Consider the following 25,533-nt stretch of genomic DNA (forward strand, 5'->3'; position numbering starts at 1 on the left):
ACTAACAGGCACCAGCCTTCAGTTGAGATCGACATGCCCCAAAAAACTTCACGTTTCAGCACAGTCTCGCGGACGGGCGCCGACCTCTGGACCGCGGTGGGCGTGGCGGTCGCGCTGCTCTTTTTCCTGATCAGCGGCCTGAGCTCCTACTCGAATGTGCAGGTGCTGAAGGCGGACAACGAGAAGATCGTGCACTCGCACGAAGTCATCCTGACGCTGGATACTCTGCTGTCGGCGTTGCAGGACGCCGAAACCGGTCAGCGCGGTTTCCTGCTCACCAGCAACGAGAAATATCTGCAGCCTTACCAGGATGCGCTGCCGAAAGCCGCGGCGAACATCGCGACCATCGCCCTGCTGACGGCGGACAATCCCGCTCAGCGGCAAAATCTGGCGCAGTTGAGGCCCCACGTAGCCGCCAAGCTCGCCGAGCTTCGCGAAACGATCGACCTGCGCCGATCTCGGGGAGTCGCATCGGCGCTGGCGGTGGTCGTTACGGATCGCGGCAAGCTGGAGATGGATGCCATCCGCAGCGAATTGGCGATCATGGGCCAGGAGGAAGCACGGCTGCGCGACGTGCGGCTGGCTGAAATGGCGACCGCCTCGCGTTACGCCGTCATCACCGGCGCGGCGACGGCGCTTTCCGGCGTCGCCCTCACGCTGCTCGTCGGCATGCTCCTCTTCCGAATAAACGCCGGTCGGCGGCGTGAGTCGTGGCTTCAGCAGGGCCAGCTCGGACTGGCCCAGGCCATCCTCGGCGACAAGACGATCTCGGATCTCGGCGACGGCATCCTCGACTTCCTGACGCCGTATCTCGGCGCGGAGGCCGGCATCCTCTTCAAACGCGATGGCGATGTCTTCACGCGCGCGGCGCAGCTCGGCATCCCGACCGATGCCGCGGTCGCCGAACGCTTCACGTTGCGTGAGGGCCTGTTGGGCCGCGTCGCCGCGGATGGTCGCCCTCTGGTGCTCGACGACGTTCCCGAAGGCTATTTCGCGGTGGGCTCCGCATTCGGACGCGACAAACCCCGCCATCTCGTCATCGCACCGTTCAGCGCGGATGGCCTCGTCAACGCGGTCGTGGAGTTCGGCTTCTTCAAGCCGGTCGATGAGAGTGTCCTCACCTTCCTTTCGCAGATCGCCACGGCCGCCGGTGTCGCCCTCCGCTCGGCCCGATACCGGACCGAGCTGCAGGACCTGCTGGAGGAGACCCAGCGCCAGGCCGAAGAAATGCAGGTCCAGAGCGAGGAACTGCGCGTCTCCAACGAGGAACTGGACGAGCAGGGCCGCGCGCTGAAGGAGTCGCACGTCCACCTCGAGCAGCAACAGGCCGAGCTGGAACAGACGAACTCGCAGCTCGAAGAACAGGCGCAGATCTTGGAGGCGCAGAGAGACGATCTCGCGCGATCGAGCGCGTCGATCGAGCTGAAGGCCCGCGAGCTCGAGCAGGCCAGCCGCTACAAGTCCGATTTCCTTGCCAACATGTCGCACGAGCTCCGGACGCCGCTGAACTCGCTGCTGATCCTCTCCAAGCTGCTGGGCGACAATCCCGACAGCACGCTCTCCGACGAGCAGGTCCGCTACGCGCGGACGATACAGGCGTCCGGCAACGATCTGCTGACGCTGATCAACGACATCCTCGATCTGTCGAAGATCGAGGCCGGACATCTGGAGATCCATCCCGAGGATCTGTCGTTGCAGCGGCTGGCCGGAGATCTGCGGCAGACATTCGATCCCGTCGCCAGCGAGCGCGGCCTCCCGTTCGCGATCGAGATCGCCGAGGATGCGCCCGCGATGATCGTCACGGACCGCCAGCGACTGGAGCAGGTGCTCAAGAACCTCCTGTCCAACGCCTTCAAATTCACCGAAAAAGGCAGCGTCGCACTCCGCATCGGCGCGGTCGATGGCGGGCGGCTGGCATTTGCCGTCACCGATACCGGGATCGGTATCTCCGAAGAGCAGCAATTGGCCGTCTTCGAAGCCTTTCGTCAGGCCGATGGTGCCATCAACCGCAAATATGGCGGCACGGGCCTCGGCCTCTCGATCTCCCGGCAACTCGCCCGCTTGCTCGGCGGCTCGATCGGCGTGGCGAGCGAGGCGGGCAAGGGCAGCACCTTCACCGTCACGATCCCCCTGACCTACGATCCCGCGCAGGTCCCGGCGCAGCCCGATCCTCCCGCCCCCTCGCCGAACCCCGCCGCCGTCCGGCTGCCGTCGCCTGTGCGTCCCGCAAGCCCGATCGAAGATGACCGGCACCGGCTGGAGCAGGCCCGTCGCATCCTGCTCGTCGTGGAGGACGATCGTACCTTTGCCGGCATCGTCTGCGATCTTTCGCGGGAAGCCGGCTTCCAGTGCCTCGTCGCCAGCACGGCCGAAGAGGCGCTCGATCTCGCCAAGCGCTTCAGACCGAGCGCACTCATTCTCGATATCGGCCTGCCCGACCAGAGCGGCCTCGCCGTGCTCGATCGGCTGAAGCGGGACGATACGACGCGCCATATTCCGATCCACGTGATTTCCGGCAGCGATCACAGCCAGATGGCACTTTCGCTCGGCGCGATCGGCTATCTCGTGAAGCCGGTGAAGCGCGAGGAGCTTGCCCACGCGCTGGGGACGCTGGAATCACAGCTGACCCGGACCCTGCGTCGCGTGCTGATCGTCGAGGACGATCCCGTCCAACGGGACGCGGTCGGCAGGCTCCTGGGCTCGAGCGAGGTAGAGACGGTCGGCGTCGGCACCGCCGCGGAAACGCTGGCGCTGCTGAAGGAACAGACTTTCGACTGCGTCGTGCTGGACCTGACGCTTCCCGACGCATCCGGTTTCTCGGTCCTAGAGACGCTGAGCGCCGAGGGCGATCATTCGTTTCCGCCGGTCATCGTCTATACGGGCCATGATCTGACCGCGGAGGACGAACAGAAGCTGCGCCGCTATTCCAGCTCGATCATCATCAAGGGCGCCAAATCCCCGGAACGGCTCCTGGACGAGGTCTCCCTGTTCCTTCACCAGGTCGTCGCCGAGCTCCCCGCCGAGCACCAGAAGATGATCCACGCGGCGCGCAATCGCGATGCCGTCCTGGAAGGCCGGCGGATCCTGATCGTCGAGGACGATGTGCGGAACGTCTATTCGCTGACCAGCGTGCTGGAGCCGCGCGGCGCGTCGGTCGAAATCGCGCGCAATGGCCAGGAGGCGCTCGACGCGCTGATTGCGCAGGACGCGCAGGCGTCCAACCTCATCGCCCTTGTGCTCATGGACGTGATGATGCCGGTCATGGACGGGCTGGAGGCCACGCGCCGCATCCGTCTCGATCGCCGGTTCGCGGAACTTCCGATCATCATGCTCACCGCCAAGGCGATGCCGGACGATCAGGAGCGCTGCCTGTCCGCCGGCGCCAACGATTATATGTCGAAACCGCTCGACGTGGAGAAACTGTTGTCGCTCGTGCGCGTATGGATGCCACGTTAGGGGATGCCGTGAGCGAAGCGATCGAGGACATTGAGATACCCCTCCTGCTGGAGGCCCTCTATCGTCGCTACCATTACGATTTCCGGCATTATGCGCGGGCATCGATCAAGCGGCGCCTCCATCAGGCGCGCGAGCAACTCGGCTTTGCGAGCTTCTCCGCCATGCAGGACGCGATCCTCCAGGATCCCGCCATGGTGCCGCGCATGCTCAATTACCTGACCGTCCAGGTCAGCGACATGTTTCGCGACCCGAGCTATTTCCGCGCGATCCGCGAGACGGTGATCCCGCACCTGCGCACCTATCCCTCGCTCAAGATGTGGATTGCGGGCTGCAGCAACGGCGAAGAGGTCCATTCCTTCGCGATCCTGCTTCGCGAGGAAGGGCTGCTCGACCGGACGATGCTCTACGCGACCGACATCAACCCAGCCGCTCTGGCGGCCGCGTCCGCCGGGGTCTATCCGCTGGATCGCATCAAGGCCTTCACCACCAATCATCAGAGGTCCGGCGGCAAATCGTCGCTCTCCGATTATTATACGGCCGCCTATGGCCGCGCCGTCTTCGACAAGTCGCTGCGATCACGCGTCGTCTTCTCGGATCATAGCCTCGTGACCGATGCGGTGTTCGCCGAATGCCAGCTCATCTCCTGCCGCAACGTGATGATCTATTTCGATCGGCCGCTTCAGGATCGCGCGATCGGGCTCTTTCGCGATTCGCTGCCGCGCCGCGGGTTTCTCGGCCTCGGCTCCAAGGAGAGCCTGCGCTTCTCGGAGCATAATCGCGCCTTCACCGAATTCGTCTCCGACGAACGCATCTATCAGCGGAACGATCAGTGAGGCGGGCGGTGGCGATCGGGGCTTCGGCGGGAGCCATTCAGGCGCTCTCGAGGATTCTCCCCGAACTCCCCGAACAGTATCGGATTCCGATCCTGATCGTCGTCCATGTGCCCGCCGACGGCTCGGATCTGCCTCAATTGTTTCGGACGAAATGCCGGCTCGCCGTGAAAGAAGCAGAGGACAAGGAACCCATCCTCCCGGGAACGATCTATTTCGCGCCACCGGATTACCATCTGCTGGTGGAGCCGGACCGCACGATCTCGCTCTCGCTGGACGCGCCGGTTCTCTATTCGCGACCCTCGATCGACGTGCTGTTCGAGAGCGCGGCGGATGCCTATGGTGCCGATCTCACGGGCATCATCCTGACGGGCGCGAACGAAGACGGCGCCGACGGTCTTGTGGCAGTCGCTCAAGCGGGAGGTGTCGCCCTGGTCGAGGATCCCGCCGAAGCGTTCGCGAAGGCCATGCCGAGCGGCGCTTTGGCGCGCTGCCCGCAGGCGACGCGCCTTTCGCTGGACGCCATCACGGCGCGCCTCCTCGCGATCGAGGCTTCGTAAGCGTGCCCGGCCCGATAAATTTCCTGATCGTGGACGATCTCCCCGAGAACCTGCTCTCGCTCGAGGCGCTGTTGCGCCGCGACGGGCTGGCTTTCCTGAAAGCGCAATCGGGCGACGAGGCGCTGGAGCTCCTGCTCAGGGAGCAGGTCGCGCTGGCGCTCCTCGACGTGCAGATGCCGGGGATGGACGGCTTTCAGCTGGCCGAATTCATGCGCGGCAACGAGCGGACGCGCCACATTCCGATCATCTTCCTGACAGCCGGAACGGCCGACAATCAGCGGCGCTTCCGCGGCTATGAAGCCGGCGCCGTCGATTTCATCCAGAAGCCGATCGAGGCGGACATCCTGCGCAGCAAGGCGAATGTCTTCTTCGATCTTCATCATCAGCGCCGCCTGATCCAGGATCAGCGCGACGCGCTCGAGGCGAGCGCCACCGCGCTGGCCCAGGCGGCTGACGCACTCGAGGATCAGGTGAAGGAGCGCACCGCCGAACTGGAAGACGCGCTCGCGCGCTTGCAGGCGGAAACCGCGGAACGCGAAAAAGCCGAGGCCTTCCTCCGCCAGAGCCAGAAGATGGAGGCCGTCGGTCAGCTCACCGGCGGGATCGCGCACGATTTCAACAATATGCTCACCGGCATCATCGGTTCGCTGGATCTCATGCAGCGGCGGATCGCCGAGGGTAAGGTCGACGCGCTCGATCGCTATATGGACGCGGCATCCACATCCGCCACCCGCGCCGCCGCGCTCACACAGCGGCTGCTGGCGTTTTCACGCCGTCAGTCGCTCGATACGAAGCCGGTCGACATCAACGCGCTGGTCACCACGATGACCAACCTGCTGGAAAGCGCCATCGATGCGAAGATCGATTTCAGCGTCCAGCTCGCCCCCGTCCTGCCGGCAGCGATGGTCGATGCCAACCAGCTGGAAAATGCGATCCTCAACCTGTGCATCAACGCCCGCGACGCGATGCCGGATGGAGGCGCGCTCACGGTCGAGACAAGCCTCGTGGATCTGGACGCAGCCTATGTCGCGTCGCGTCCGGGTCTGTCCCCCGGCCGCTATGTGGTGATTGCAGTATCGGATAGCGGGACCGGCATGTCTCCGGACATCATCGAGCGCGCATTCGACCCGTTCTTCACGACCAAGCCGCTCGGGCACGGGACCGGCCTGGGCCTGTCGATGGTCTATGGCTTCGTCCGCCAAACAGGCGGCGCCGTGCGCATCCATAGCCTGATGGGCATGGGAACGTCGATCAAGCTCTATCTGCCGGTTACGGACGCGCCGCCCGTTACCGAAACCTCCGTGTCGTCGAGCGTGCCGCGTGGAACCGGACAGCGCATATTGCTCGTCGAAGATGATCCCGCGGTGCGCATGCTTGTCCGCGAAGTCCTCGAAGAGCTTGACTATCAGTGCGTCGAGTTCGCCGATCCGCTGGCGGCATTGCCTTTTCTTGCTTCGAGCGAACCGATCGATCTCATGATCTCGGATGTCGGCCTGCCGGGCTTGAACGGTCGTGAGCTGGGCGAACGTGCACGCCTGCACCGGCCCGATCTCCCGATCCTGTTCATTACGGGATATGCCGAAAATGCGCTGCTCAGATCGCGTTTCCTGGATGAGAATATGACGATGATCACGAAGCCCTTTTCGTTCGAGGATCTCGCGATGAAGGTCGGCGAGGCCGTCAACTCCGTCGATGGTGCGGAACAAGGCAGATGAGCGTATCGAAGCATGTCATCGGCTTCGATCCGCTTTCGGACGCAACCGATACAGCGCGGAAAGCGCGGCCCTCATAGGATAAGCTCGAAGCGCGCGCCGTCCTGATCGTTCCGGCCCACCTCGATCGAACCGTGGTGCAGCAGCACGATCTGCCGCGCGAAGCTGAGGCCGACGCCGGTGCCGGCGCGCTTGGTCGTGAAGAACGGCAGGAAGATATCCGCCGCAACGCTGGCCGGGATGCCGGGGCCATTGTCGTCGACGACGATCCGGGTGCGTCCTTGCGACGTGTTCGAGATCGCGACCGACAGGCGGCGGTCCTGCTGATCCAGCATCGCTTCCGCGCCATTCTTCAGCAGGTTGAGCAGAACCTGCGCGAGCAGGTCCGCATCGGCGGTGATCTCCAGCCAGTCGGGCAGAACCTGCACGTCCAGCGACACGCCCGCGGCATGCGGCGCGGCGGAGAACAGGCGCGCGATCTCATCGAGCCACGGTTTTGCCGCGAAGCGGGTAACCGTCACCGCCGGCGCGATGCTGAACTCGCGATAGGATTCGACGAAATGCATGATGCCGGCCGCCCGCCGCGCCAGTGCCTCCACCGCGAGGCGCGCATCGGTGATCCCGGCGTCCGCTCCCGTGTCGATCGACGCCATCAGCGCCGCCGCGCTCGCCGCGAGCGATGTGACCGGCGTCACCGAATTCATGATCTCGTGCGTCAGCACCCGCACCAGATCGGACTGGGTCGCGATCTCGGCCGCGTCCAGCTCGCTCTGGATCACCTGCACCGACACGATCCGCCAGAGCGCCCCGCCGCGATCGACCCCGGCGCAGGCCAGGGTCGCACGCTCGCTGACGCCCGCGACCGCCACCCGGCACATCCGCCGCTCGCCCGGCGCGATCAGCTCGAGCGCGCTCGAAAAGCTGGCGCCGTAATGCGCGAACTCGGCGATGCGGCGCCCGTCCCATCCGCCGAACAGGCGGCGCGCGCGCTTGTTCGAGAGCTGCACCACGCCCGTAGGATCGATCGCGAGCAGCGGCGTCGGCGCCTCGTCGACGAGCGCGGCGGCGAAGCGATTGTCGGAGGCGTCGGCGATGCGCTCGTCGCGGAGACGCCGAAGCGCCGTATCCAGCGCCGCGCCAAGCTGGTCGAAGCCCGTACCCTGCCCCAATTGGCGAAAGGTCTGCGCGAGATCGCCATGATCGAGCGCCGAGACGAAGCGCGCCACCGCGACGTTGGTGCGCTGCGTCTGCCGCCACAGAGCCGCAAGCAAGGCGATCGCGACGACCCCTGCCAGGATCTTCGTCGCGACGAAGCCCGGCCGCGGCATGATCCAGGCGAGCAGCAGGATCGTGCCGACGAGCAGCGCCAGATAGCCGCCGAACGCGACGACGAAGCGCCCGCTAGAGCGCATATTTCTCCATCCGCCGGTAAAGCGTGCCGCGCGTCAGGCCGAGATCGGCGGCCGCATAGGAGATGTTGTAGCCGTGCTTCTTCAGCGCGGCCTCGATCAGGTCGCGCTCGGCGCGCTCCAGATTGAGATCGCGTTCGCCCGGCGCCACCGTCGCAGGCGCCGCGGCGGACGCCGTGTTGGCGCGCGGCAGCGGAAAATCGGCGAGCGCGAGCGTGTCGCCCTCGGCGAGAATCACCGCCCGCTCCGCCGCGTGGCGCAGCGCACGGACATTGCCCGGCCAGTCATAAGCGGTCAGCGCCGCGAGCACGGCATCGGGCACCGCCAGCGCGGGCTTGGCATATTTGCGCCGATAGGTTTCCAGGAAATGGTCGAGCAGAAGGGGGATGTCCTCGCGCCGCTCGCGCAAGGGCGGCAGCTCGATCTCGACCGTGTTGAGCCGGAACAGCAGATCCTGGCGGAAGCGGCTCTCGTCGCCGAGCTGATCGATCGCGAGATTGGTCGCCGAGATGATCCGCACGTCGATCGGCACGGGCCTGTTGGCGCCGACAGGGGTCACCTGGCGCTGCTCGAGCGCGGTCAGCAGCTTGGGCTGGAGATGCAGCGGCAGGTTGCCGACCTCATCCAAAAACAAGGTGCCACCCTCGGCGGCCTGCAGCCGGCCGACGCGATCGGCGCGCGCATCGGTGAAGGCGCCCTTCACATGGCCGAACAGCTCGGAATCGAACAGGCTCTCGGTCACGGCGCCCAGATCGACCGACAGCATGATCTCGTCGGCGCGGCGCGACTGGCGGTGGAGCGCGCGCGCGACAAGCTCCTTGCCGGTGCCGTTCTCGCCGAGGATCAGCACGTTGGCGTCGGTCGGCGCGGCCTTGTCGATCAGCGCATGGACGCGCGCCATGGCGGGCGAGACGCCGAGCAGCTCGCTGCCGGGCGCGGGCGCGGCGATCGTCCGCGCCTTGGCCTTTTCCACGCCCGTCTCCAGCCGCGATCGGCGCAGTGCGGCGGCGCTGCGGACGGTGGCGAGCAGCCGTTCGTTCGCCCAGGGCTTGGAAACGAAGTCGGTCGCGCCGCGCTTCATCGCCTCCACCGCGATCTGAACCCCGCCATGCGCGGTGATCAGCACGATCGCGGCCGCCGGATCGAGCGCAAGCATCCGCCCGAGCCAGGCGAAGCCCTCCGATCCGTCGGTCGCGCCGCGCGCGAAATTGGCGTCGAGCAGGATTACGTCGGGCGTCCGCGTCCGCATCATCTCGAGTGCCTCGGCGGGCGAGTCCAGGGTCACGACCTCGTCGAACAGCTGGCGCATCACGAGCCGTGCGGCGAGCAATATGTCCGCATCGTCGTCGATGATGACGCACAGATCGAACCGCGGGGAAGTGGGGGACGGCGCACGCGGCATGGTCTGGCTCCTGGCGATGCCGTGGCATCGATCGACGCCTGTCTATCAAGTTCCGTGCCACTGTCCGCCAGCGGACACCTGCTGTCCACCCGCGATCACCCCGTGGCCGGGCATCGGCCAAATTCGGGACGAAAAAGCCGTTTCTCAGGTGTGCGGAGCAAACTGGCACGGCCCCTGCATTGCTTGTGGCAACGGCATTAGCCGGATCACAGCACAAGGAATGCAGTCATGCGCAGCCTCTCCACCGTCACCGTCGCTCTCGCCGTCGCCGCCGGCTTCGTCGCTACCGTCCCCGCCTCGGCGACGACCCGCCTCCGCCAGGTCGCGGTCCAGTACAGCTATGGCGATCTTGCGACCGCAAGCGGCCGTGCAGACCTCGACCAGCGCATCCACCGCGCGGCGAAGACCGTCTGCACCACCCCGATGACCGATCGGCTCGGCGACGCCGCCTGCATCAACGTCGTCGAAGAGCAGGCCCAGAGCGAGCTCCGCCTCCGTCACGCGGCCGGGACGATCCTCGCGGCACGCTAAGCAGTGCCAATCGACCCGACTGTCCGCCAGCAGCCACCACTGTCCGCTGGCGGACACTTCGGGGGCAGGCCCGCCCGCGGGCGCGAAGTGAGAAGATGATGTCGCCTTTGGATTCCCAGGCCCTGCCGACCGCCGCCAGCAACGGCGCCGCGATGGACCGTCGCATCGAGCGCCCGCGCACGCCCAAATGGCACCGCTTCACGATCGCCGCGGCCATCGTCGCGCTCGCGGTGCTTGCGTGGCGCCTGATCCCGTCGACCGGATCGACCGACATCGCCGCCGCCGATGCCGAGACGGGTGCCGTCACGCGCGCGCCCTTCGCCGACTACCTGCCCGTCCGCGCCACCGTCGCGCCCGCCGTCACCAATTTCGTCGGCGCGCTGTCGGGCGGCCAAGTCGAGACATTGCTCGTGCAGGATGGCGCGATGGTCGCCGCCGGCCAGCCGCTCGCCACGCTCGCCAATCCGACGCTCAAGCTCGACGTGCTGACGCGCGAGGCGACGATCGCCAGCCAGCTCGGCACGGTCTCGGGCGACGATCTCCAGCTCGAGCGCAGCCGGCTCGATCGCGCCACGCAGACCGCGTCGGCCGGTTACGATTCGATCAAGGCACGGCGCGATCTGTCGGTACAGCAACAATTGCACGATCAGGGTTTCGTTTCGGACGCCGGTATCGCCAGCTATGCCGAACAGGCCGCCTATCAGCAGAAACGGCTGGCGCAGCTGCAATCGGGCGAAGCCTCCGAAAGCCGCATCGCCCGCACGCAGGCGCAGCGCCTCGCCGATACCCGCGCGCGCCTGTCGGGCAATCTCGCGGCGGTCCGCGCCAGCCTGGACGCGCTGATCATCCGCGCGCCCGTCGGCGGACGTCTCACCAATTTCACGATCCAGCGCGGCCAGACGCTGAAGGCGGGCGACCCCGCCGGGCAGATCGACAGCGAGGGATCGTGGAAGCTCGTCGCCGATGTCGACGAATATTATCTCGGCCGCGTCCGGATCGGCCAGCAGGCGTCCGCTGACGGAGGCGCGTCGCTGGTCGTCAGCAAGGTGCTGCCCGCGGTCGCCGACGGGCGATTCCGCATCGAGCTCGGCTTTCGCGGGCATGCCCCCGCCGGGCTCAGCCGCGGCCAGACGATGGACGCGCGCGTGACGCTCGGCGCGACGCAGAAGGCGCTCGTCGCGCCCGTCGGCGGCTGGCTCGATAGCGGCGGCGGCACCTCGGTCTTCGTGCTCGATGCCGATGGCCGCCATGCCCGGCGCCGCGCGATCACGACCGGCCGGCGCAACCCGCAGCAGGCCGAAATCCTCTCGGGCCTCGCGGCCGACGAGCGCATCGTCACCACGAACACCGCGTCCATCAAGGGCGACATCCTCAACATCCGCTAGACGGGACGCATCATGATCAAGCTCGCCGCAATCCAGCGCCATTATGCCTCCGACGAAGTCGAGACGACCGCGCTCGCCGACATCAACCTGCACGTCGCCGCGGGCGAGTTCCTCGCGATCATGGGGCCGTCTGGCTGCGGCAAATCGACCCTGCTCAATATCCTCGGCACGGTCGATCGGCCGAGTTCGGGCCAATATCTGTTCGGCGACCGCGATCTCGCCAGGCTGGACGAGACCGCGCTGGCGAAGATGCGCGGCGAGACCCTGGGCTTCGTCTTCCAGAGCTTCAACCTGATCGACGAGCTGACGATCCAGGAAAATATCGAGCTCGGCCTCGCCTATCGCAAGGCAGGCGCAGGCGACCGCCGGTCGCGCGTCGCGGCCGCGATGGACCGCGTCGGCATCTCGCACCGCGCGCGCCACTTCCCGCACCAATTGTCGGGCGGCCAGCAGCAGCGCGCGGCGATCGCCCGCGCCATCGTCGGCGATCCCAAATTGATCCTGGCCGATGAACCCACCGGCAATCTCGATACCGAGAACGGTGCGCAGGTGATGGACATCTTGACCAGCCTGAACGCCGAGGGCGCGACGATCATCATGGTCACCCACTCGCCCGCGCATGCCGACATCGCGCGGCGCCGGATCGACATGCTCGACGGCCGCATCGTCTCGTCCGTCGACCGCGCGCTCTGAGGACCGTTCTATGAACCAGATCGCCTGGCTCGGTTTCTACCGGTCGCTCACCCGCCACAAGCTCTATGCCAGCCTCAATATCGGCGGGCTCGCCGTCGGCATCGCCGTGTTCCTCGTGCTCGGCCTCTTCGTCCGTTTCGAGACGAGCTACGAACGGTGGCTCCCGCACGCCGACCAGATCTACCTGATTGAGAGCCGGGCCGACGACGATACGGTCGCTTCGCGCCCCCGCCAGAACACGCCGATCGCAGCCTGGAGCGCGATCAGCCGCGATCTTCCCGCAACGATCGGCACGCGGATCGACACCCCGAACGCCACCGTGATCAAGGACGGCATCGGCGTCAGCGAACGACTGGCGCGCGTCGACAACGACTTCTTCGCGGTATTCGACCTGCCGGTGGTGGCGGGCAGCGTGAAGGGCGTCCTCGCGGATCCGTCCAATATCATCGTCACCCAGGCGATCGCGACGCGCTATTTCGGTGGGATCTCGCCCGTCGGCAAGACGATGATGCTCACCTACAACGGCGCCCAACATAGCTATCGCGTCGCCGCCGTGATCGCCGATCTGCCCCGGAACACCGATCTCGATTTCGACATGATCGTCCGCTTCGTGCCCGTCGAGGACAAGGCCGATCCGGCCTACAAGAACGATCATTGGTGGAATTATTCGAGCCCGACCACCTTCGTCCGTCTGCCGAATGAAGCCGCGGCACAGCGCTTCGCCGGCCAGCTCGACGGCGTCGTCGCTCGCCATGTGCAAAGCGAGACGCCGGTCGAAGGCGGCTTCGGTCTGACGCTCACGCTCAAGCGCTTTACCGCCACGCACTTCGAGACGCCGGGTTCGGCGCTGACGGTGACGACGCTCGGCCTCGTCGGGATCCTGACTCTGCTGATCGCGATCGTGAACTACGTGAACCTCGCGACCGCGCGCGCCGGTTTGCGGGCGCGCGAGGTAGCGATGCGCAAGGTCCTCGGCGCGGACCGTCGGACGCTCGCCCGCCATTATACGCTCGAAGCGATCGCCACGACCGCACTGGCCGCGTTCGTGGGGCTCGCGCTTGCCGAATGCGGATTGCCGCTGGTCAACGCTGCGGGCGGCCTGCCGCTGACGATCGAGTATTTCGGGTCAGCCGGCGTGCTGCTGCCGCTCGTCGCCCTCGTCCTGATCGTCGGCTTATTGGCCGGCCTTTATCCGGCGATGGTGCTGTCGCGCTTCCCGGCGGCGGCGGTGCTCGCCTCGGCGCGTTCGCCCGGCGGCGGCCGCGCGGGCACGCGGATCCGCGAGGCGCTGGTGGTGCTGCAGTTCACGATCGCGATCGCTTTCGTGGTCGGCACATTCGTGCTTGTCGCCCAGACGCGCCACATCCGCGCGGCCGATCCGGGATATGATCGCGGCAACCTGATGCTGGTGCGATCGCTGGCCAGCAGCAGTCTCGATGCCGGGCAGCGCGCCATGATCGTCCGCCGGCTGCGCACGCTCCGCGGCGTGACGGCGGCCAGCGTCGGCAATACCGTCCCCGGCGGCGGCTTCTTCACTTCGTCCAACAATTTCAAGATTCCCGGCGTGCCGGGTCCCGGGCCCGCGATCGAGTTTTTCGAGACCACACCCGGCTATTTCGAGGTGATGGGCGCACGGTTGCTGGCGGGCCGACTGTTCGACACCGCGCATCCCGGCGACGTCAACGCCAACCTGGCCGCATCCGCGCTCGATCCGAACGGCAAGTTCAGCGCCAACGTCGTGCTTAATGCGAGCGCGGTGCAGGCGCTGCACTTCGCCTCGCCGCAGGCCGCGATCGGCAAGACCTTCGGGGGCGACACGCCCAAGACGGTCATCGGCGTCGTCGCCGACATGCGGTTCGGCTCCGCGCGCAGCCCGGTCCCGCCCACGCTCTATCATTTCCAGCTGCGCGACCCGAACATGGGCATGGCGATCCTGCGCTTCACGGGCGATCCCGGCGCGATGATGATGGCGGTGCAGCGCGTGTGGCGGGAAACCGCGCCGCAGGTGCCGCTCAACGCGAAAACGGCGGTGCAGGCGCTCGACCGCTTCTACGAGCGCGACGATCACGCCGCGAGCCTGTTCACGATCGGCGCGGTGCTCGCGGTGGCGATCGGCAGCGTCGGCCTGTGGGGGCTCGCCTCGTTCAACACCGCGCGCCGCGTGAAGGAGATCGGCATCCGCAAGACGCTGGGGGCGTCGGCCAGCGACATCGTGCGGTTGCTGGTCGGGCAGTTCCTGCGCCCGGTGCTGATCGCCAACCTGTTCGCCTGGCCGCTCGCTTTCTTCGCGACGCGGACGTGGCTGGCGGGGTTCGACGATCGGATCGCGCTGTCGCCGCTCTACTTCGTCGCGGCGAGCCTGCTGGCGCTGGCGATCGCGGTGCTGACGGTGCTCGCGCAATCGCTGCGCGCCGCCCGCGCCGCGCCCGCCTGGGCGCTGCGCCATGATTAGAACGCTGCTTCTGCTCGGCACCGCCTGCCTCGTCGCGGCGCCGGTCCCGGCGGAGACGCTCGCGCAGGCCATCGAGGCGGCCTATGCGAGCAACCCGACCCTGGCGGCGGCAGGCGCCCGCCAGGAGTCGCTGGCGGAAACGATCGAGCAGGCGCGGTCTGCCGGGCGCCTCGCGGCATCGGCCGACGCCGCCGGCGGCTATGATCGCTTCGATTACGGCAAAGGCGGCGGCGCTACCGTGTCAGCTGAGCTGCCGATCTGGACGGGCGGCCGCGTGAAGTCGGCGGTTCGCGCCGCGCGGAGCGACGTCGCCGCCGGCGAAGAGGGGCTGCGCGATACGCGCGCGGTGGTGCTGGAGGGCGTCGTCGCCGCTTATGCCGATCTGCTCTACGATCAGGAGGCGGTCGCGATCGCCACCGCCGATCTCGCCTTGCTCCAGCATCAGATCGCCGAGGCGCAGGCGCGCTTCAAGCTCGGCACCTCGACGCTCACCGACGTCGCCCGGCTTCAGGCGCAGTTTGCCGGCGCGCAGGCGACGCTCGCCGATGCGCGGGCGCTGGCCGCCTCCGACCGCGCCGCCTATCGCGCGACGGTCGGCCACGATCCCGACACGCTGACCGCGCCATCCGCAGCACCCGCCACTTTGCCGGCGACGCTGGACGAGGCGCGCTCACTCGCGCTGGCGAGCAACCCGCTCTATCGGCAGAGCCAGCAGATCACGCAGGCCTCCTCCGCCCGGATCGACGCGGCCCACGCGAATGGCGCGCCGAGCGCAGGGCTTTCGGGAGCTTATGGTTACAACGGCCGCTTCGCCGGCACGGGGGATCGCTTCTACAATCAGGCGGCGAGCGGCGGGCTGACCCTGCATGTGCCGATCCTGACCGGCGGCCTCGTCGCCTCGCAGGTCCGCCAGGCGCGCTCGGATTATCGCGCCGCGCAATTCGATCGCGATGCCGCAGAGCGGGACGCGATCCGCTCGGCCGATGCGGCCTGGGCGGCGCTGGTGCGTGCGCAGGGGCAGGCCTCCGCCAATGCCGCCGGCGTCGCCGCCGCCGACATCGCGCTCAAGGGGGTCCGGGCGGAATATGCGTTCGCCTTACGATCCACGCTCGATATCCTCGTCGCGGATGAGAGCCTGCGTGCGGCGCAGCTCGCGCTCGCCCGCAACCGCAGCGATCTGCTGATCGCGCAAGCTGCTCTTCTGCGGGCCATCGGTGGTCTGGATCGCGACGCCTTTGCAGAGCCGCAGCCCCGGTAGAATGTGCCAAACCCCAAGCGTCGCCGCGTTTCAGCAGAGCACGAACGCAGGGGCGACATAAAGGGGTCGCGATCCACACGCCTCGGCAAAGTGGCACGGGGGATTCAAGTAGCCCGACGCCCCGATCAGCCGCCGGTTCCGGATGCGTGGACTAAGACTGCCTGGTGCCCCGGGAGAGACTCGAACTCCCGACCTGCGGTTTAGGAAAACTGCGCTCGCGCACGGAATTTCAGTAACTTAGCAGACATCGCAATTTATGGGGTAATCAGCAGGGTAACAAAAATTATGATGGTGGTCCCGGAGGGACTCGAACCCCCGACGCCCACTTTAGGAAAGTGGCGCTCTATCCGGCTGAGCTACGGGACCACGCGAGGGTGCCTTAGCCCTCCTTACTTGTAGCCGACAACCCTGGGAGTAGGCGACGGCGGAAGCTACTCGATTACCCTCGTTTTGCCCCCCATCGACTCAATCAGGTCGGCTGAACTGACGCCCCACGCCCTTCCCAACGCATCAACCTCCGACCTAGAAACCCCGTAACCCATCTCCATCGCTGTAAAGCGACCGGTGGAAATGCCTGTTAATCGCGTTAGCTTCTGGTCGGACGTACATTCTTGCCTCTGCCATGCGGTGAACCAAAAATCGCCATCCCTTATCGCGCGGGCAACGGGATGATCCGGCGACCATCGCGTCAGGTGCCTTACAACCGGCTTTTCACCCTTCCGTCGCATCAGAGAAGGGCGAGCTGGCGTCGTGGATCGCAGGCTAAGTTTGTCCCTACCTGCGCGGCCGCTTCTAAAGCTTGGCGATAATGGATCGTGCCGAACCGTTCGGCCTCTTCGAAGCTAACGGGTGTCCATTCGTTGCTAGGGTAGACGGTTTCGAAAACAGCGCGCGCGGCGGCCCGCATGGTCGGATCATGCTGCATCGTATGTCTCACTGACGATGGCTCGTTGCGAACATAATAGGAACATGCGCGGCGAGTCGGTCAAGCTTAGACTGCCCGCTTCCTACTTTTCGGCTTCGGGTATTCCGTTCGCCAAAGCCGCCACGTCGGCTCCCAGCGCGCGAACAACGTCCGCAAATTCGACTATATCTAGCCTACGCTCGCCACTTTCGTACCGGGAAACAAATTGCTGATGCCGCCCGATCGATATGGCGAACGCTTCCTGTGATAGCCCCTTGGCCTTCCGCTCATCGATAAGCGCGCTGATCACCGCCCGGTATCGAGCGTCCTGAAATCCCTTAGCTTTGAAGCCCCGACGCTCTGACATCGCGCGGCTTGTCGAGGGTATTGAGCTTCACACAGAAAGTGTGTGAACTAGCCCCTAGCTACCGAAGGGCTAGGAATGGTTTTAAAAGATTGCACGATCCGCGCGGCATTTATGGGCTTGGCCATGTCAGCAGCCGCGCCGACGTTTGCGTATAATCTGACCAAGGCGATTTTGGAGCCAGATAAGGCTACTTACAGCACGTCAAAGTCCGTGTTCGACGTAGAGCGCTGCCTTCTTGGGCTCGACATGGCAGGATCACCGGTTGTCTATCGGTCCCCGGATCGGCCCAATGAAAGCCTATATTATCGCACTACGACGGCGGGCGCAGGCGGCGTCGTGACTTTAGATCGATCGGGCGATACGACCTACTTCCATTTGAAAACGAAACTACCGGAAGGCGATCGAGCCAAGCTAGCGTCGTGCCAATGAAAGCGAGTGAGAACCCGTCCACAATCCGGCAATGCCCGCGCTGCCAACAGTGGCACCCAACCGACGGGACCGGATGCGCTCATTGTGATAGAGCCACCGGGATCGTCGCTTTAGACGCCGGCAACGAACGGCCCCGGTTGATTCCAAGGAGGCCCTTCGGCAAAGCTTGGCTGTTTCGGGCTTGCGGTCGCGGTTATCGCTACACTGATCGCCCTTCTTTCCCAATGTCACCCGCGCGGCCACTGGGGCTCCTGTGGCCAGATGAGCCAAACCCGTTCCTGACTAAGGATTGGGGTTTTAATAGTTGAGTCGCCTACCCCTCGATCAAGTTAAGCTCGATCAAATTTTCATCTGCAGCCCGAAGTGATTCTAGTTTGTCACGTAACTCCGAAGCACCTCGCGCGAAGACACCAGCCATTTCGTTAAATAACCCAGGCGCGTTCGTATGGACAAGCCAGTAGTTGTCTGCCTCATCAATAACCCGATCGTTTATCAGATCGTTAGGGGCGCTAAGTTGTGAAATCCTTTTTACAAATCTCAATCTCTCTTTTTCAGGCAGCCTTGACCTCACCTCGTTAAGATGATCCTTAGAGTTAAACAAAAGCTTTTGCGAGAGAAACTTTGTCGAGTTGAGCTTATAGTAGCTTCCAAGCTGCATGCACTCAGTTCCCAGCGTCTCGATACCGAATCCATCGACCTGACCATCTCTTGAAACATAAAGACGACGACACAGCTTTAGAATGATCATCCCCGGGTTTTCAACAAACGCCCGATCACTAAATAACGAAGTCATTTTCTCGAGGGTCGGCAGGCCCCACAATTTATCGACCATCCTCGGTGCCATTTCCTTCAGAATGGCTCCGGCACTTTCGGTAGAGCTCTTAAGCATTAAAGCGGCTACATACTCGACTGCTTTGTCGCCTCTGTATTCGGATACGAATAGCGCGGCAAAATATTCTTGAAACGACCTGTGTACGAAGGTATACAAGAGGCCATCTTCCTGCATAATACATACGCTTTCGATAAGGTCTTTGAGGACCGCGCTGGGAGACGCTGAAAGCGAGCAATACTTTAGCGATTTTTCAATCCTGGATATAATTTCGAGCCTCGAAAAAGCATATTTATTGTTTGCATAGGTCGCAAAGCAGAACGCTGAAAAGAAGTTTCTAAAATCGTCCACGCTGATCGCGCTATAGCGCTTCCGCTCATAAACTCCTTTAGATAGATCATGTTTAAAAAATAGAGTTTCGAACGCTTGGTCGTAAAATATATATATCTTGTCGCCCGAATCCGCAAACTGATCATAACGCAACAGCATAATAGTTGCCAAAAGCGGATTAGTGAGGAAGCTTTTATGCTTATCATACAGAAAGCTGCTAAGGTCCTTTAGGAATTTTGCCTTTATAGTTTTGTCGAACTCTATTTTCTTTATAACTGATGTAACCTGCCTTTTATCGAGCGGCAGCACATTAAAGCACGCGAATTGCGCCCAGCCGTTAAGGCCGCTATCCTCTCTTGAGGAGATGATGAGAATATTGTCAGGATACCTTACAGGAAACTTTCCTATTTCCCGGTAGACAGATTCCCTATGCAAGGGGTCGACCTCGTCAAGACCGTCCAGAATTACAAGAAAAAGTCCGGATATAAGCCCCTTCTCGAATTGCTCGAATGTCAGTCTACTTTTCTTGGAAGCAGAGTCTTCGAAGATCAGTCGCTCAAATGATTTCTCGCTCCCATAGCTCAGAGTTCGCAGCTCTATAAAGAGCGGTATCCTGCCCCTCGGATTTTCGAAGCGGCAAAGAGCAAGATATTTCATAAACATTGTTTTACCAGAGCCTCCAGAGCCCTGAATAATAACATTCTTATACTCTTCTAGATTCTCAATAAGGTAGTTATCGGTAACCTTGGATCGCCGCTTTTGGAGTTTTATCGAGACATACTGGGAGAGAAGCTCGACTGACTCTTCACGATATATCAGCGTTTTTACTTTATAGCATTTTTCAAACGTCGTTTGGAGGTGGTGCCCGAAGCCGATACCAAGTGCCGTAGCAACCTTCTCCGGCGTACGCCTGACCTGGTCCCCAATTTGCGAGGCGATTTTGGGAGCGGACGCAGCTAGGGCCTTGCCAATAACTGCTTGCGCATCAAAATGGCTAAGAGCATCCACGAGCGACTTTGCCACCATTTATTTGCCTTTCTTCGCGAACCAGCCTCCGCCCGCTGACAGAGATACGGAATTTGAACGAGACCGCCTAGGTCTGCAAGCGACGACGATCGAGATGCATGTCTCGGAGTCATGCCGTGGCGCTATCGAAATTTGGTGGGCCGCTCCGAACGATTTTGAGCCGTGCTAGCGTGCATCCGCTGTCTCGTCTCTCGCTGACCACTACTAAGCCTCGTCAGAAAGAACTTTCGCCTCCACATTGGTGCGCAAAGAGCTCAACGCCCGATAAGCGCTTCGCGTCTAATCTTAGACGCCTAGCGACGCCGTTGGGCATTGTCCCTCCCGCCTTCGTCTTCCGAACCTCACCCCACCGGTTCGGACGTCACCGTCCCTTTTCCGGCCGCCCGCCCCTAGGACTGCCCGCCCGTTGCGCCCTGCTGTCGGCAGAAGGCATCCAACCCTCTTGCATTGTTCGTGGTCCGAAGTGCGATAGCCGTCTCCCGAGCTTGGGGGCTGAAATCCTCGATTTCGCGCTTGAACCAGTCCCATACGCGATCGACCGGGCGGCGGTCTGGTGCGAGGGGTGCAGGGTTCGACGGGATCGCTTCTTTCGGTGTCGGCCGATGCGGCCGGTCTGACGCGGCAGCTTGCAGTCTCACTACCAACGCGCTGATCAGTGCTATCACCGACAGCGCCGCTGGTACGATGACCAAGACTTTAATAAACGTATCGTTATTGTAAAATAGCACCAGCGAAAACAAGCCGCTTATAAGGCAGTATAATGACGAGCGACCTACGTCATCTACTCGATTTTCCCGATATGACGCTGGCTTGACGATTGGCTTCGCAGGACTAACGACCGGCTTCGCTAAATGACTGTACGATATACCTGACCCGGGGATGCCGACGGTGGTGCGCACGCCCTTCTTGGATACGTTTACGGTAGCGCCCTTGGTTCCGATACTGGTGGAGACACCCGACTTGGAAAGGTTGACGCGGACTCCCGGCATGATCCGAACAGACTTGCGAAAGCGAAAATTCCCCACTGGTCCCTCCCCCAAGAGCGCCACAGCTTTTGCCTACGTTCCCGTTACGAGTCGAGCCGCCGGCCTGTCTCACGCTTACAAGTTTTGAACCTACCCGGATTTGGAGATACCGATCCTCCAAAAGATACTAGTTGGCGTTGTGAGCCTGTCTCACTAAGATACAGTATCTTTCGAGTCGCTTAAGGATCGCGATATGAGCCGCATTCTGTATCTACGTTGCTCCACCGCCAGCCAGAGCGTGGAAGCGCAACGGCAAGCCCTAGGCGGCAACTTCGATCGCGAGTTCGTGGACGAGGGGATCAGCGGTGCCACAATGGCAGCAGATCGCCCCGGCTTCGCCGCGTTGCTCTCTTATATACGAGAAGGCGACCAACTCGCGGTCTATGCCTTGGACCGGCTAGGACGTGACGCCCTCGATGCGCAGGCAACCGTTAGAAAGCTGCTGAACATGGGCGTTACGCTCGACGTTCATGGCCTTGGCCCCATCGGCAAGGGGGTGGGCGAACTAATCGTCGCAGTCTTGGCGCAGATCGCGGACATGGAACGCCAGAGGATCAAAGAGCGCTGCGATAGCGGACGCGCGGCAGCAAAAGCGTCCCTAGCCGCCACAGGTCGGACCCATCGGGGTAAGGTCAGCCTAGGCAGACCGATGGCAGCGGACGCCAAAGCGGTTGTGGCGTGGCGTAGAGAGAACAAGGCCAGCATATCGCAGACGATGGTGAAGTTCGGGATTAGCAAGGCGACGGTAGCTAGGTATTGCGCGGGCTAGCGGCCCGCCGCCCACAGCCTTCGAAGGGCAGAGTCTTAGATTTTGCCAGGTATGGCCGATACGGCCCCTTTTCAGTTGGCTGTTTGATTTAGGTAACCTCACACAAGTGATAATCATAAATAGAACACTAAATGATGCTGGCGCCTTATCAAAAGCAGACAAATAATGCACGGCATAATGTTAATTATAACAGTAATGTCCAAGCTATAGAACAAAAAGCTGTTGTCAGCCGAGATTTTGGCGCTAATGGGGGCTCCGGCGCGCTTCTTCGCGCAGGAGACTGACAATGATGATGCATGAAATCCGCCCGATCAATAATGATGTATTCGAGCATATCGCATATGATCTGGTGGACGCCAGTGGTAAACACTCTCTCTTTGGGGTTGATGAGCCTACCAGAGCCTTGTTCGTAAGTCGCACTATCGCGCGATTTAACGAGTTGCTTCTTGGCGAAGAGTTTGTGCGAATGACTCGCACGCGGCTCTCCGCTTTCAGCGATTTTCTCGATCAGGCGGACCTACCCCGGCAGTTTCGTATTGCGGTCAAGGTGCCGGGCAACTTCACTAAGGCAGAGGTGCGCGAGGCATTTAGTAAGGCGCTTGCAGAGAATGTGACTAATGGGACGCCTGTGCTGGTCGGTGACGAGGAAAGTTCATCCGTTATCGCCGACCTCTTGAACGGCGAAGAGTACCAGCCCTCTAGAGCCGCGTAGCCGATCGTGTTTGCTGTAGGAGGGGGCAACCCCTCCTACTTGGTCTTGACTCGGACGAGGACGCCTGCATGTTCGCAGAAAGCTTGGATCATAACACGCCCTACAAGCGCTGCTTTCGAAGCCGGGACGATAACTGAGTCATGCAGAGGGAGCGCCGGTATCCCATGCCGGAACGCCAGTTCCTCTAGGGTAGCAATGAGCCCAAGGCTCTCCCGGTATTGGAGGTCCGCCCATGTGAAGCCGCTATCCTGCCATTTTAGCAGGATCGGCAGTGCCTTCACGACGGCGGCCTTCACCATAGCGAACGGGTAGTCCCGTTGAAGCCGTGATAGCTCTTCTGTGGTGTAGTCCCAGTCCTTCTTTCTAATCCCGAATTCACGTTTCAGGTAGTCGATCTTTGACCCTTTGGGCCATTGCCGGGGTATCTTCCCCGCCCCCAAGGTGGCCGTCACGAACCGCTTCACCACGTTCCGGTTATCTATCCCCGAACCTGCATATAGATCGTCCACGTCGGGCAACGGTATGCCGAGAAGATGGTAGGCGATGGTCAGGTGACTGGCTGACACGTCCACTTCGCACACCCGCTCCCCATTAATGCGGATGCCCGGTCGTTTTTCTCGTTCCATGTTCTGGAAGTTGCCGATCGCATAGACTCGGCCACCTTTGTCATACCGGCCTTGGTTGAACTGGCGGAAAAAGCCTTCAAAGACGCAACCGGTGAAAACGTGCCGCGCGACGAAGCCGTTAAGCCCCTGCATCTGGTAGACCAAGGACTCCACCCTAGGGTCAGCCATATCGATAGGAAGGCGCCTCCCCCTAAGCGGATGCCAGAAATCGCTCTTCTTGGATGCCCTAAGCCTGACCGGATCACGAACCTGATCGGGGCTACCGGTGATGAACCGGAAGTGATCCCCATAGTTGGAAGGAGTGATGCCATACCCAAGCAGAAACTCGAATAGGGCTCGTGTTCCCTTCATGCGGGCTGCGGTGCCGTCGCCACCATCCTCCCGACGGGAATAGAAGCCTAGCTTGACCTCAATGAACCCCGCGTCCCTAAGTCCTTTGAAAACCCGGATAAAAGGACTGTAACCGATATAGCATCCCTTGAAGGAGGGCTTATGCAATGAGCGAAATAGGGATGAACCATCCTTCTTTGAAGCCAATCCTAAAAGGTCATTGAGGAACGACTCCAATGCCTTCCTTGTTTTCAGTGAATTATATTCCCATTCTTGATTCTGTTTTAAGAGTGAGAAAAGTCTGTCAACAGACTCATTCGCAATCAACGAGATAGCCTTACCGCTTAACAATAGGCCATCATCACTATAGTCTCTTTCTATAAGGTTTGAGCCACTATTTAATAATACAGACATGATATGTGTATCTATCTCTCTTTCCCTGTAGTTAACTGGTACCGTTTTTGTAAATTAGCGATATTCCGCCATATTGCCGGCGCAGGTGAGCAGGAGGGTATAGGCCTCGTCTAGATCGGGGCATTCATAGAGTGGGGTAGAAGGCCGCTCCATGATGTAGCGAACGTCACCGGCCAGCTTGGTTAGCTTCTCTGCGTTGGCACGGCACTCGTCACGTTCCCGTTGTAGGCGAGCATTCTGAAACTTAGATAAATCAGTCACTTAAATCTCCATAAGGCACACGTTTCCCCGGCTCGCCGTAGGGGTTCGCCGCGTTCATTAGGTCGAAAATGGGGACGCCCCCTCCCTTCCGGCGTCCACGGAAGGAAAGGGCCATGCAGGCATCGCTGACTGCAAACTGCCTCTAGCGTAGTATTCGCAGGGGGAAAAGCCTTTGAGGTTGCAGTTACTTCAGTGCGGATTGAGGTTCTGGGACGTTAAGGTAACTATAAGAAAAGTTTATAAGATTAGACGCTTTTGATGTTAAGGCCGATCTATTCTCGTTTATAATACGACAGTTTTTAACAAAGCAGGGAAAACCTCGCAGCGCGATGCGGTGACGGAGAACCTATTTAAGCTCACACGTGCGAAGACTGTGTTATGTGAATAATACAGAGGCGATTGAACGTTGGCGATGGGAAGCAATCTGCGTGTGCTACTAATACGCGGATATGCAGTACCGTTTATGCTTAGCTCCAAAGCGAACGTTGCATTGAACCGGACACCGGGAATCCGAGGCTCACAGCTTCCACCGTTGCGAATGGGGCGCAGCAGGTTGCGGGCGTTCAGAAACGGGGAAAGATGCTGGCGCTTCAACCGGCTCGCCGATCGATCACGCAATCAACCGTCTGCCTGTAAGGGCGGAGTGGATCGGATGCGGGGGAGGTCCAGCAGGGAGCAGGGCATCCGCTCCGAAGTGCTAACATAGCGAAGGGATTAGTTCCGTCTTGGACCAACCATTAACCATACACCCGACTTTACAAGCTGATAGCCCACCGCCATTGCGTTTGGGTTATCTCGGGGGGGGGCTTCATGAAAATTGGGTTGATGATCGCGGCAAGCGTTGCTGCGATGGTAGCTGGTACGGCAGATGCCGCCGTGATCCTGCTCAACAGTGTCGGAACGATCACATCGGCTGGCGCTTCATTTAGCGGTTTCCAAGGCCCGTATTCGAGCAGCGATCCTCAATTAGGGGATGATATTCGTCTTCAGGTGAGGCTCGATACGGACTCCGAGTTGCTCTCGGGATCAGCGGCATTTTGCTGTGGCAATTATAAACTAGAAAATGCCTCATTTCAGCTCACGGTCGGTGGCAAAACATATGACTATGGCTCTGACGGTAACCTATACATCTCGAACAATGTCCCTCTGTCACCCCAAGTTCCGACCCTTGACCAAATCTATTTGAGCTTGGGTGCTGCTTCAGGAATGAACCCGACGCCGTTTAACTTTGGCGATTCGCCATCAATATTTCTGTATCTCGTACAGTTCGATCCGACTGCAACGGCTCTTCCTGATGCCGACATGTCCCATCTTCCGCTCGGGCAATCGGCTTTCGCGTCACAAAAACTGACCTTCTCTGCATTCAGTTTGTATACTTACCAGATCGAGTCCAACAATATGCAGACGACGCTTTCACTGGAAAACGCCGTCCCCGAGCCCGCTACGTGGGCGATGTTCATCGGCGGGTTCGGCTTGATTGGAGCGGCGATGCGGCGGCGGAAGGTCCGGGTGGCGTTTGGCTGAGACTGTAAGAGGCTCGCACATCGGGATCGCGAAGTGGATCGCTGGCCTTGGGCTGGCGCTGGCGGGCAGTGCCCTGCAAGGTCAACCTCTCAACTATGGCAACCCAAACTACTGCTACGATCCTGCCCGATATTACGAGGAAGGGGTGACCAAATGCCCCAGTAAGAAGCCGGTGACCCGCCCTCGCAAGATCAAAACCAATCTCGATATACGGCGAGAAGCGATTGCGGCTTTCGAAAAGGAGGAGGCTGTGAAAGCGTCGGTCACGAAGCGCCGATAAAACCCTTAAAAAATGCCAT

The 25,533-nt window shown here is 61.8% G+C and carries 20 protein-coding genes, 1 tRNA gene and 1 pseudogene; 13 read left to right on the forward strand and 9 right to left on the reverse strand.

Annotated elements, in window-relative coordinates:
- Positions 1-33 precede the first annotated feature (33 nt).
- From Q4F19_RS04100 to Q4F19_RS04115, 4 genes are read left to right on the forward strand one after another with little or no spacing between them, the layout of a single operon-like run.
- Positions 34-3,456, forward strand: a complete 3,423-nt coding sequence (locus Q4F19_RS04100) for a response regulator (protein ID WP_303540114.1) — start codon at positions 34-36, stop codon at positions 3,454-3,456.
- Positions 3,441-4,289 (forward strand): CheR family methyltransferase, encoded by an 849-nt coding sequence (locus Q4F19_RS04105; RefSeq protein WP_303540116.1) that lies wholly within the window; start codon positions 3,441-3,443, stop codon positions 4,287-4,289. The genes Q4F19_RS04100 and Q4F19_RS04105 overlap by 16 nt, the downstream gene beginning before the upstream one ends.
- A gap of 8 nt (positions 4,290-4,297) precedes the next feature.
- Positions 4,298-4,846 (forward strand): chemotaxis protein CheB, encoded by a 549-nt coding sequence (locus Q4F19_RS04110; RefSeq protein WP_303540118.1) that lies wholly within the window; start codon positions 4,298-4,300, stop codon positions 4,844-4,846.
- 2 nt (positions 4,847-4,848) lie between these two features.
- Positions 4,849-6,561, forward strand: a complete 1,713-nt coding sequence (locus tag Q4F19_RS04115; protein ID WP_303540120.1) for a response regulator — start codon at positions 4,849-4,851, stop codon at positions 6,559-6,561.
- A gap of 71 nt (positions 6,562-6,632) precedes the next feature.
- Here Q4F19_RS04115 and Q4F19_RS04120 read toward each other — a convergent pair whose 3' ends face one another.
- Both Q4F19_RS04120 and Q4F19_RS04125 read right to left on the reverse strand, forming a co-directional pair.
- Positions 6,633-7,970 carry a sensor histidine kinase gene (locus Q4F19_RS04120; protein WP_303540121.1) on the reverse strand — a complete coding sequence of 446 codons (1,338 nt, stop codon included), beginning with the start codon at positions 7,968-7,970 and terminating at the stop codon, positions 6,633-6,635.
- Positions 7,960-9,369 carry a sigma-54-dependent transcriptional regulator gene (locus Q4F19_RS04125; RefSeq protein WP_303540122.1) on the reverse strand — a complete coding sequence of 470 codons (1,410 nt, stop codon included), beginning with the start codon at positions 9,367-9,369 and terminating at the stop codon, positions 7,960-7,962. The genes Q4F19_RS04120 and Q4F19_RS04125 overlap by 11 nt, the downstream gene beginning before the upstream one ends.
- 228 nt (positions 9,370-9,597) lie before the next feature.
- On the opposite strand from Q4F19_RS04125, the gene Q4F19_RS04130 reads away from it, so the two are divergent.
- The 5 genes from Q4F19_RS04130 to Q4F19_RS04150 all read left to right on the forward strand — a co-directional run bounded on the left by Q4F19_RS04130 (position 9,598) and on the right by Q4F19_RS04150 (position 15,688).
- Positions 9,598-9,900, forward strand: coding sequence for a UrcA family protein (locus tag Q4F19_RS04130; protein WP_303540124.1), 303 nt, complete (start codon positions 9,598-9,600; stop codon positions 9,898-9,900).
- Positions 9,901-9,995: 95 nt separating this feature from the next.
- A complete protein-coding gene (locus tag Q4F19_RS04135) occupies positions 9,996-11,285 on the forward strand; it encodes an efflux RND transporter periplasmic adaptor subunit (RefSeq protein WP_303540125.1) in 1,290 nt (429 codons plus the stop codon).
- Positions 11,286-11,297: 12 nt separating this feature from the next.
- Complete coding sequence (locus Q4F19_RS04140; RefSeq protein WP_303540126.1) at positions 11,298-11,978, forward strand: ABC transporter ATP-binding protein; 681 nt, start codon at positions 11,298-11,300, stop codon at positions 11,976-11,978.
- 10 nt (positions 11,979-11,988) lie between these two features.
- Positions 11,989-14,430, forward strand: coding sequence for an ABC transporter permease (locus Q4F19_RS04145; RefSeq protein ID WP_303540128.1), 2,442 nt, complete (start codon positions 11,989-11,991; stop codon positions 14,428-14,430).
- Positions 14,423-15,688 (forward strand): TolC family protein, encoded by a 1,266-nt coding sequence (locus Q4F19_RS04150; RefSeq protein ID WP_303540130.1) that lies wholly within the window; start codon positions 14,423-14,425, stop codon positions 15,686-15,688. The genes Q4F19_RS04145 and Q4F19_RS04150 overlap by 8 nt, the downstream gene beginning before the upstream one ends.
- Positions 15,689-15,977: 289 nt before the next feature.
- Here the strand turns inward: Q4F19_RS04150 and Q4F19_RS04155 are convergent.
- The 3 genes from Q4F19_RS04155 to Q4F19_RS04165 form a co-directional block, all read right to left on the reverse strand.
- Positions 15,978-16,054 (reverse strand) — tRNA-Arg (locus Q4F19_RS04155).
- Between the two features lie 361 nt (positions 16,055-16,415).
- Complete coding sequence (locus tag Q4F19_RS04160) at positions 16,416-16,613, reverse strand: hypothetical protein (protein WP_303540132.1); 198 nt, start codon at positions 16,611-16,613, stop codon at positions 16,416-16,418.
- An 82-nt stretch (positions 16,614-16,695) separates the two neighbouring features.
- On the reverse strand, positions 16,696-16,902 hold the full coding sequence (locus Q4F19_RS04165) for a helix-turn-helix domain-containing protein (protein WP_303540133.1): 207 nt from the start codon (positions 16,900-16,902) through the stop codon (positions 16,696-16,698).
- A gap of 132 nt (positions 16,903-17,034) precedes the next feature.
- Here Q4F19_RS04165 and Q4F19_RS04170 point away from each other — a divergent pair, with 132 nt between their 5' ends.
- The gene (locus tag Q4F19_RS04170) at positions 17,035-17,388 is read left to right on the forward strand and encodes a hypothetical protein (protein WP_303540135.1); all 354 of its coding nucleotides are present in this window, start codon (positions 17,035-17,037) and stop codon (positions 17,386-17,388) included.
- Positions 17,389-17,701: 313 nt separating this feature from the next.
- On the opposite strand, the gene Q4F19_RS04175 is transcribed toward Q4F19_RS04170, so the two are convergent.
- The 3 genes and pseudogenes from Q4F19_RS04175 to Q4F19_RS21415 form a co-directional block, all read right to left on the reverse strand.
- Entirely contained in the window at positions 17,702-19,570 is a 1,869-nt protein-coding gene (locus tag Q4F19_RS04175) for an NACHT domain-containing protein (protein WP_303540137.1), read from the reverse strand.
- A gap of 392 nt (positions 19,571-19,962) precedes the next feature.
- Positions 19,963-20,313 carry a hypothetical protein gene (locus Q4F19_RS04180; protein ID WP_303540139.1) on the reverse strand — a complete coding sequence of 117 codons (351 nt, stop codon included), beginning with the start codon at positions 20,311-20,313 and terminating at the stop codon, positions 19,963-19,965.
- A gap of 126 nt (positions 20,314-20,439) precedes the next feature.
- A pseudogene (locus Q4F19_RS21415) lies at positions 20,440-20,622 on the reverse strand (DUF4236 domain-containing protein); the annotation flags it as partial.
- Positions 20,623-20,791: 169 nt separating this feature from the next.
- On the opposite strand from Q4F19_RS21415, the gene Q4F19_RS04185 reads away from it, so the two are divergent.
- Both Q4F19_RS04185 and Q4F19_RS04190 read left to right on the forward strand, forming a co-directional pair.
- The gene (locus Q4F19_RS04185) at positions 20,792-21,367 is read left to right on the forward strand and encodes a recombinase family protein (protein ID WP_303540141.1); all 576 of its coding nucleotides are present in this window, start codon (positions 20,792-20,794) and stop codon (positions 21,365-21,367) included.
- 286 nt (positions 21,368-21,653) lie between these two features.
- Positions 21,654-22,079 (forward strand): hypothetical protein, encoded by a 426-nt coding sequence (locus Q4F19_RS04190; protein WP_303540143.1) that lies wholly within the window; start codon positions 21,654-21,656, stop codon positions 22,077-22,079.
- Positions 22,080-22,114: 35 nt separating this feature from the next.
- Here the strand turns inward: Q4F19_RS04190 and Q4F19_RS04195 are convergent, their stop codons facing one another.
- Complete coding sequence (locus Q4F19_RS04195; protein WP_303540145.1) at positions 22,115-23,449, reverse strand: hypothetical protein; 1,335 nt, start codon at positions 23,447-23,449, stop codon at positions 22,115-22,117.
- A 1,071-nt stretch (positions 23,450-24,520) separates the two neighbouring features.
- On the opposite strand from Q4F19_RS04195, the gene Q4F19_RS04200 reads away from it, so the two are divergent.
- Positions 24,521-25,234: a PEPxxWA-CTERM sorting domain-containing protein gene (locus Q4F19_RS04200; protein WP_303540146.1), complete on the forward strand. Its 714-nt coding sequence runs from the start codon at positions 24,521-24,523 to the stop codon at positions 25,232-25,234.
- Positions 25,235-25,533 lie beyond the last annotated feature (299 nt).

Source organism: Sphingomonas natans (genome assembly GCF_030546695.1).
In the GTDB taxonomy this organism is placed as follows: domain Bacteria; phylum Pseudomonadota; class Alphaproteobacteria; order Sphingomonadales; family Sphingomonadaceae; genus Sphingomonas_I; species Sphingomonas_I natans.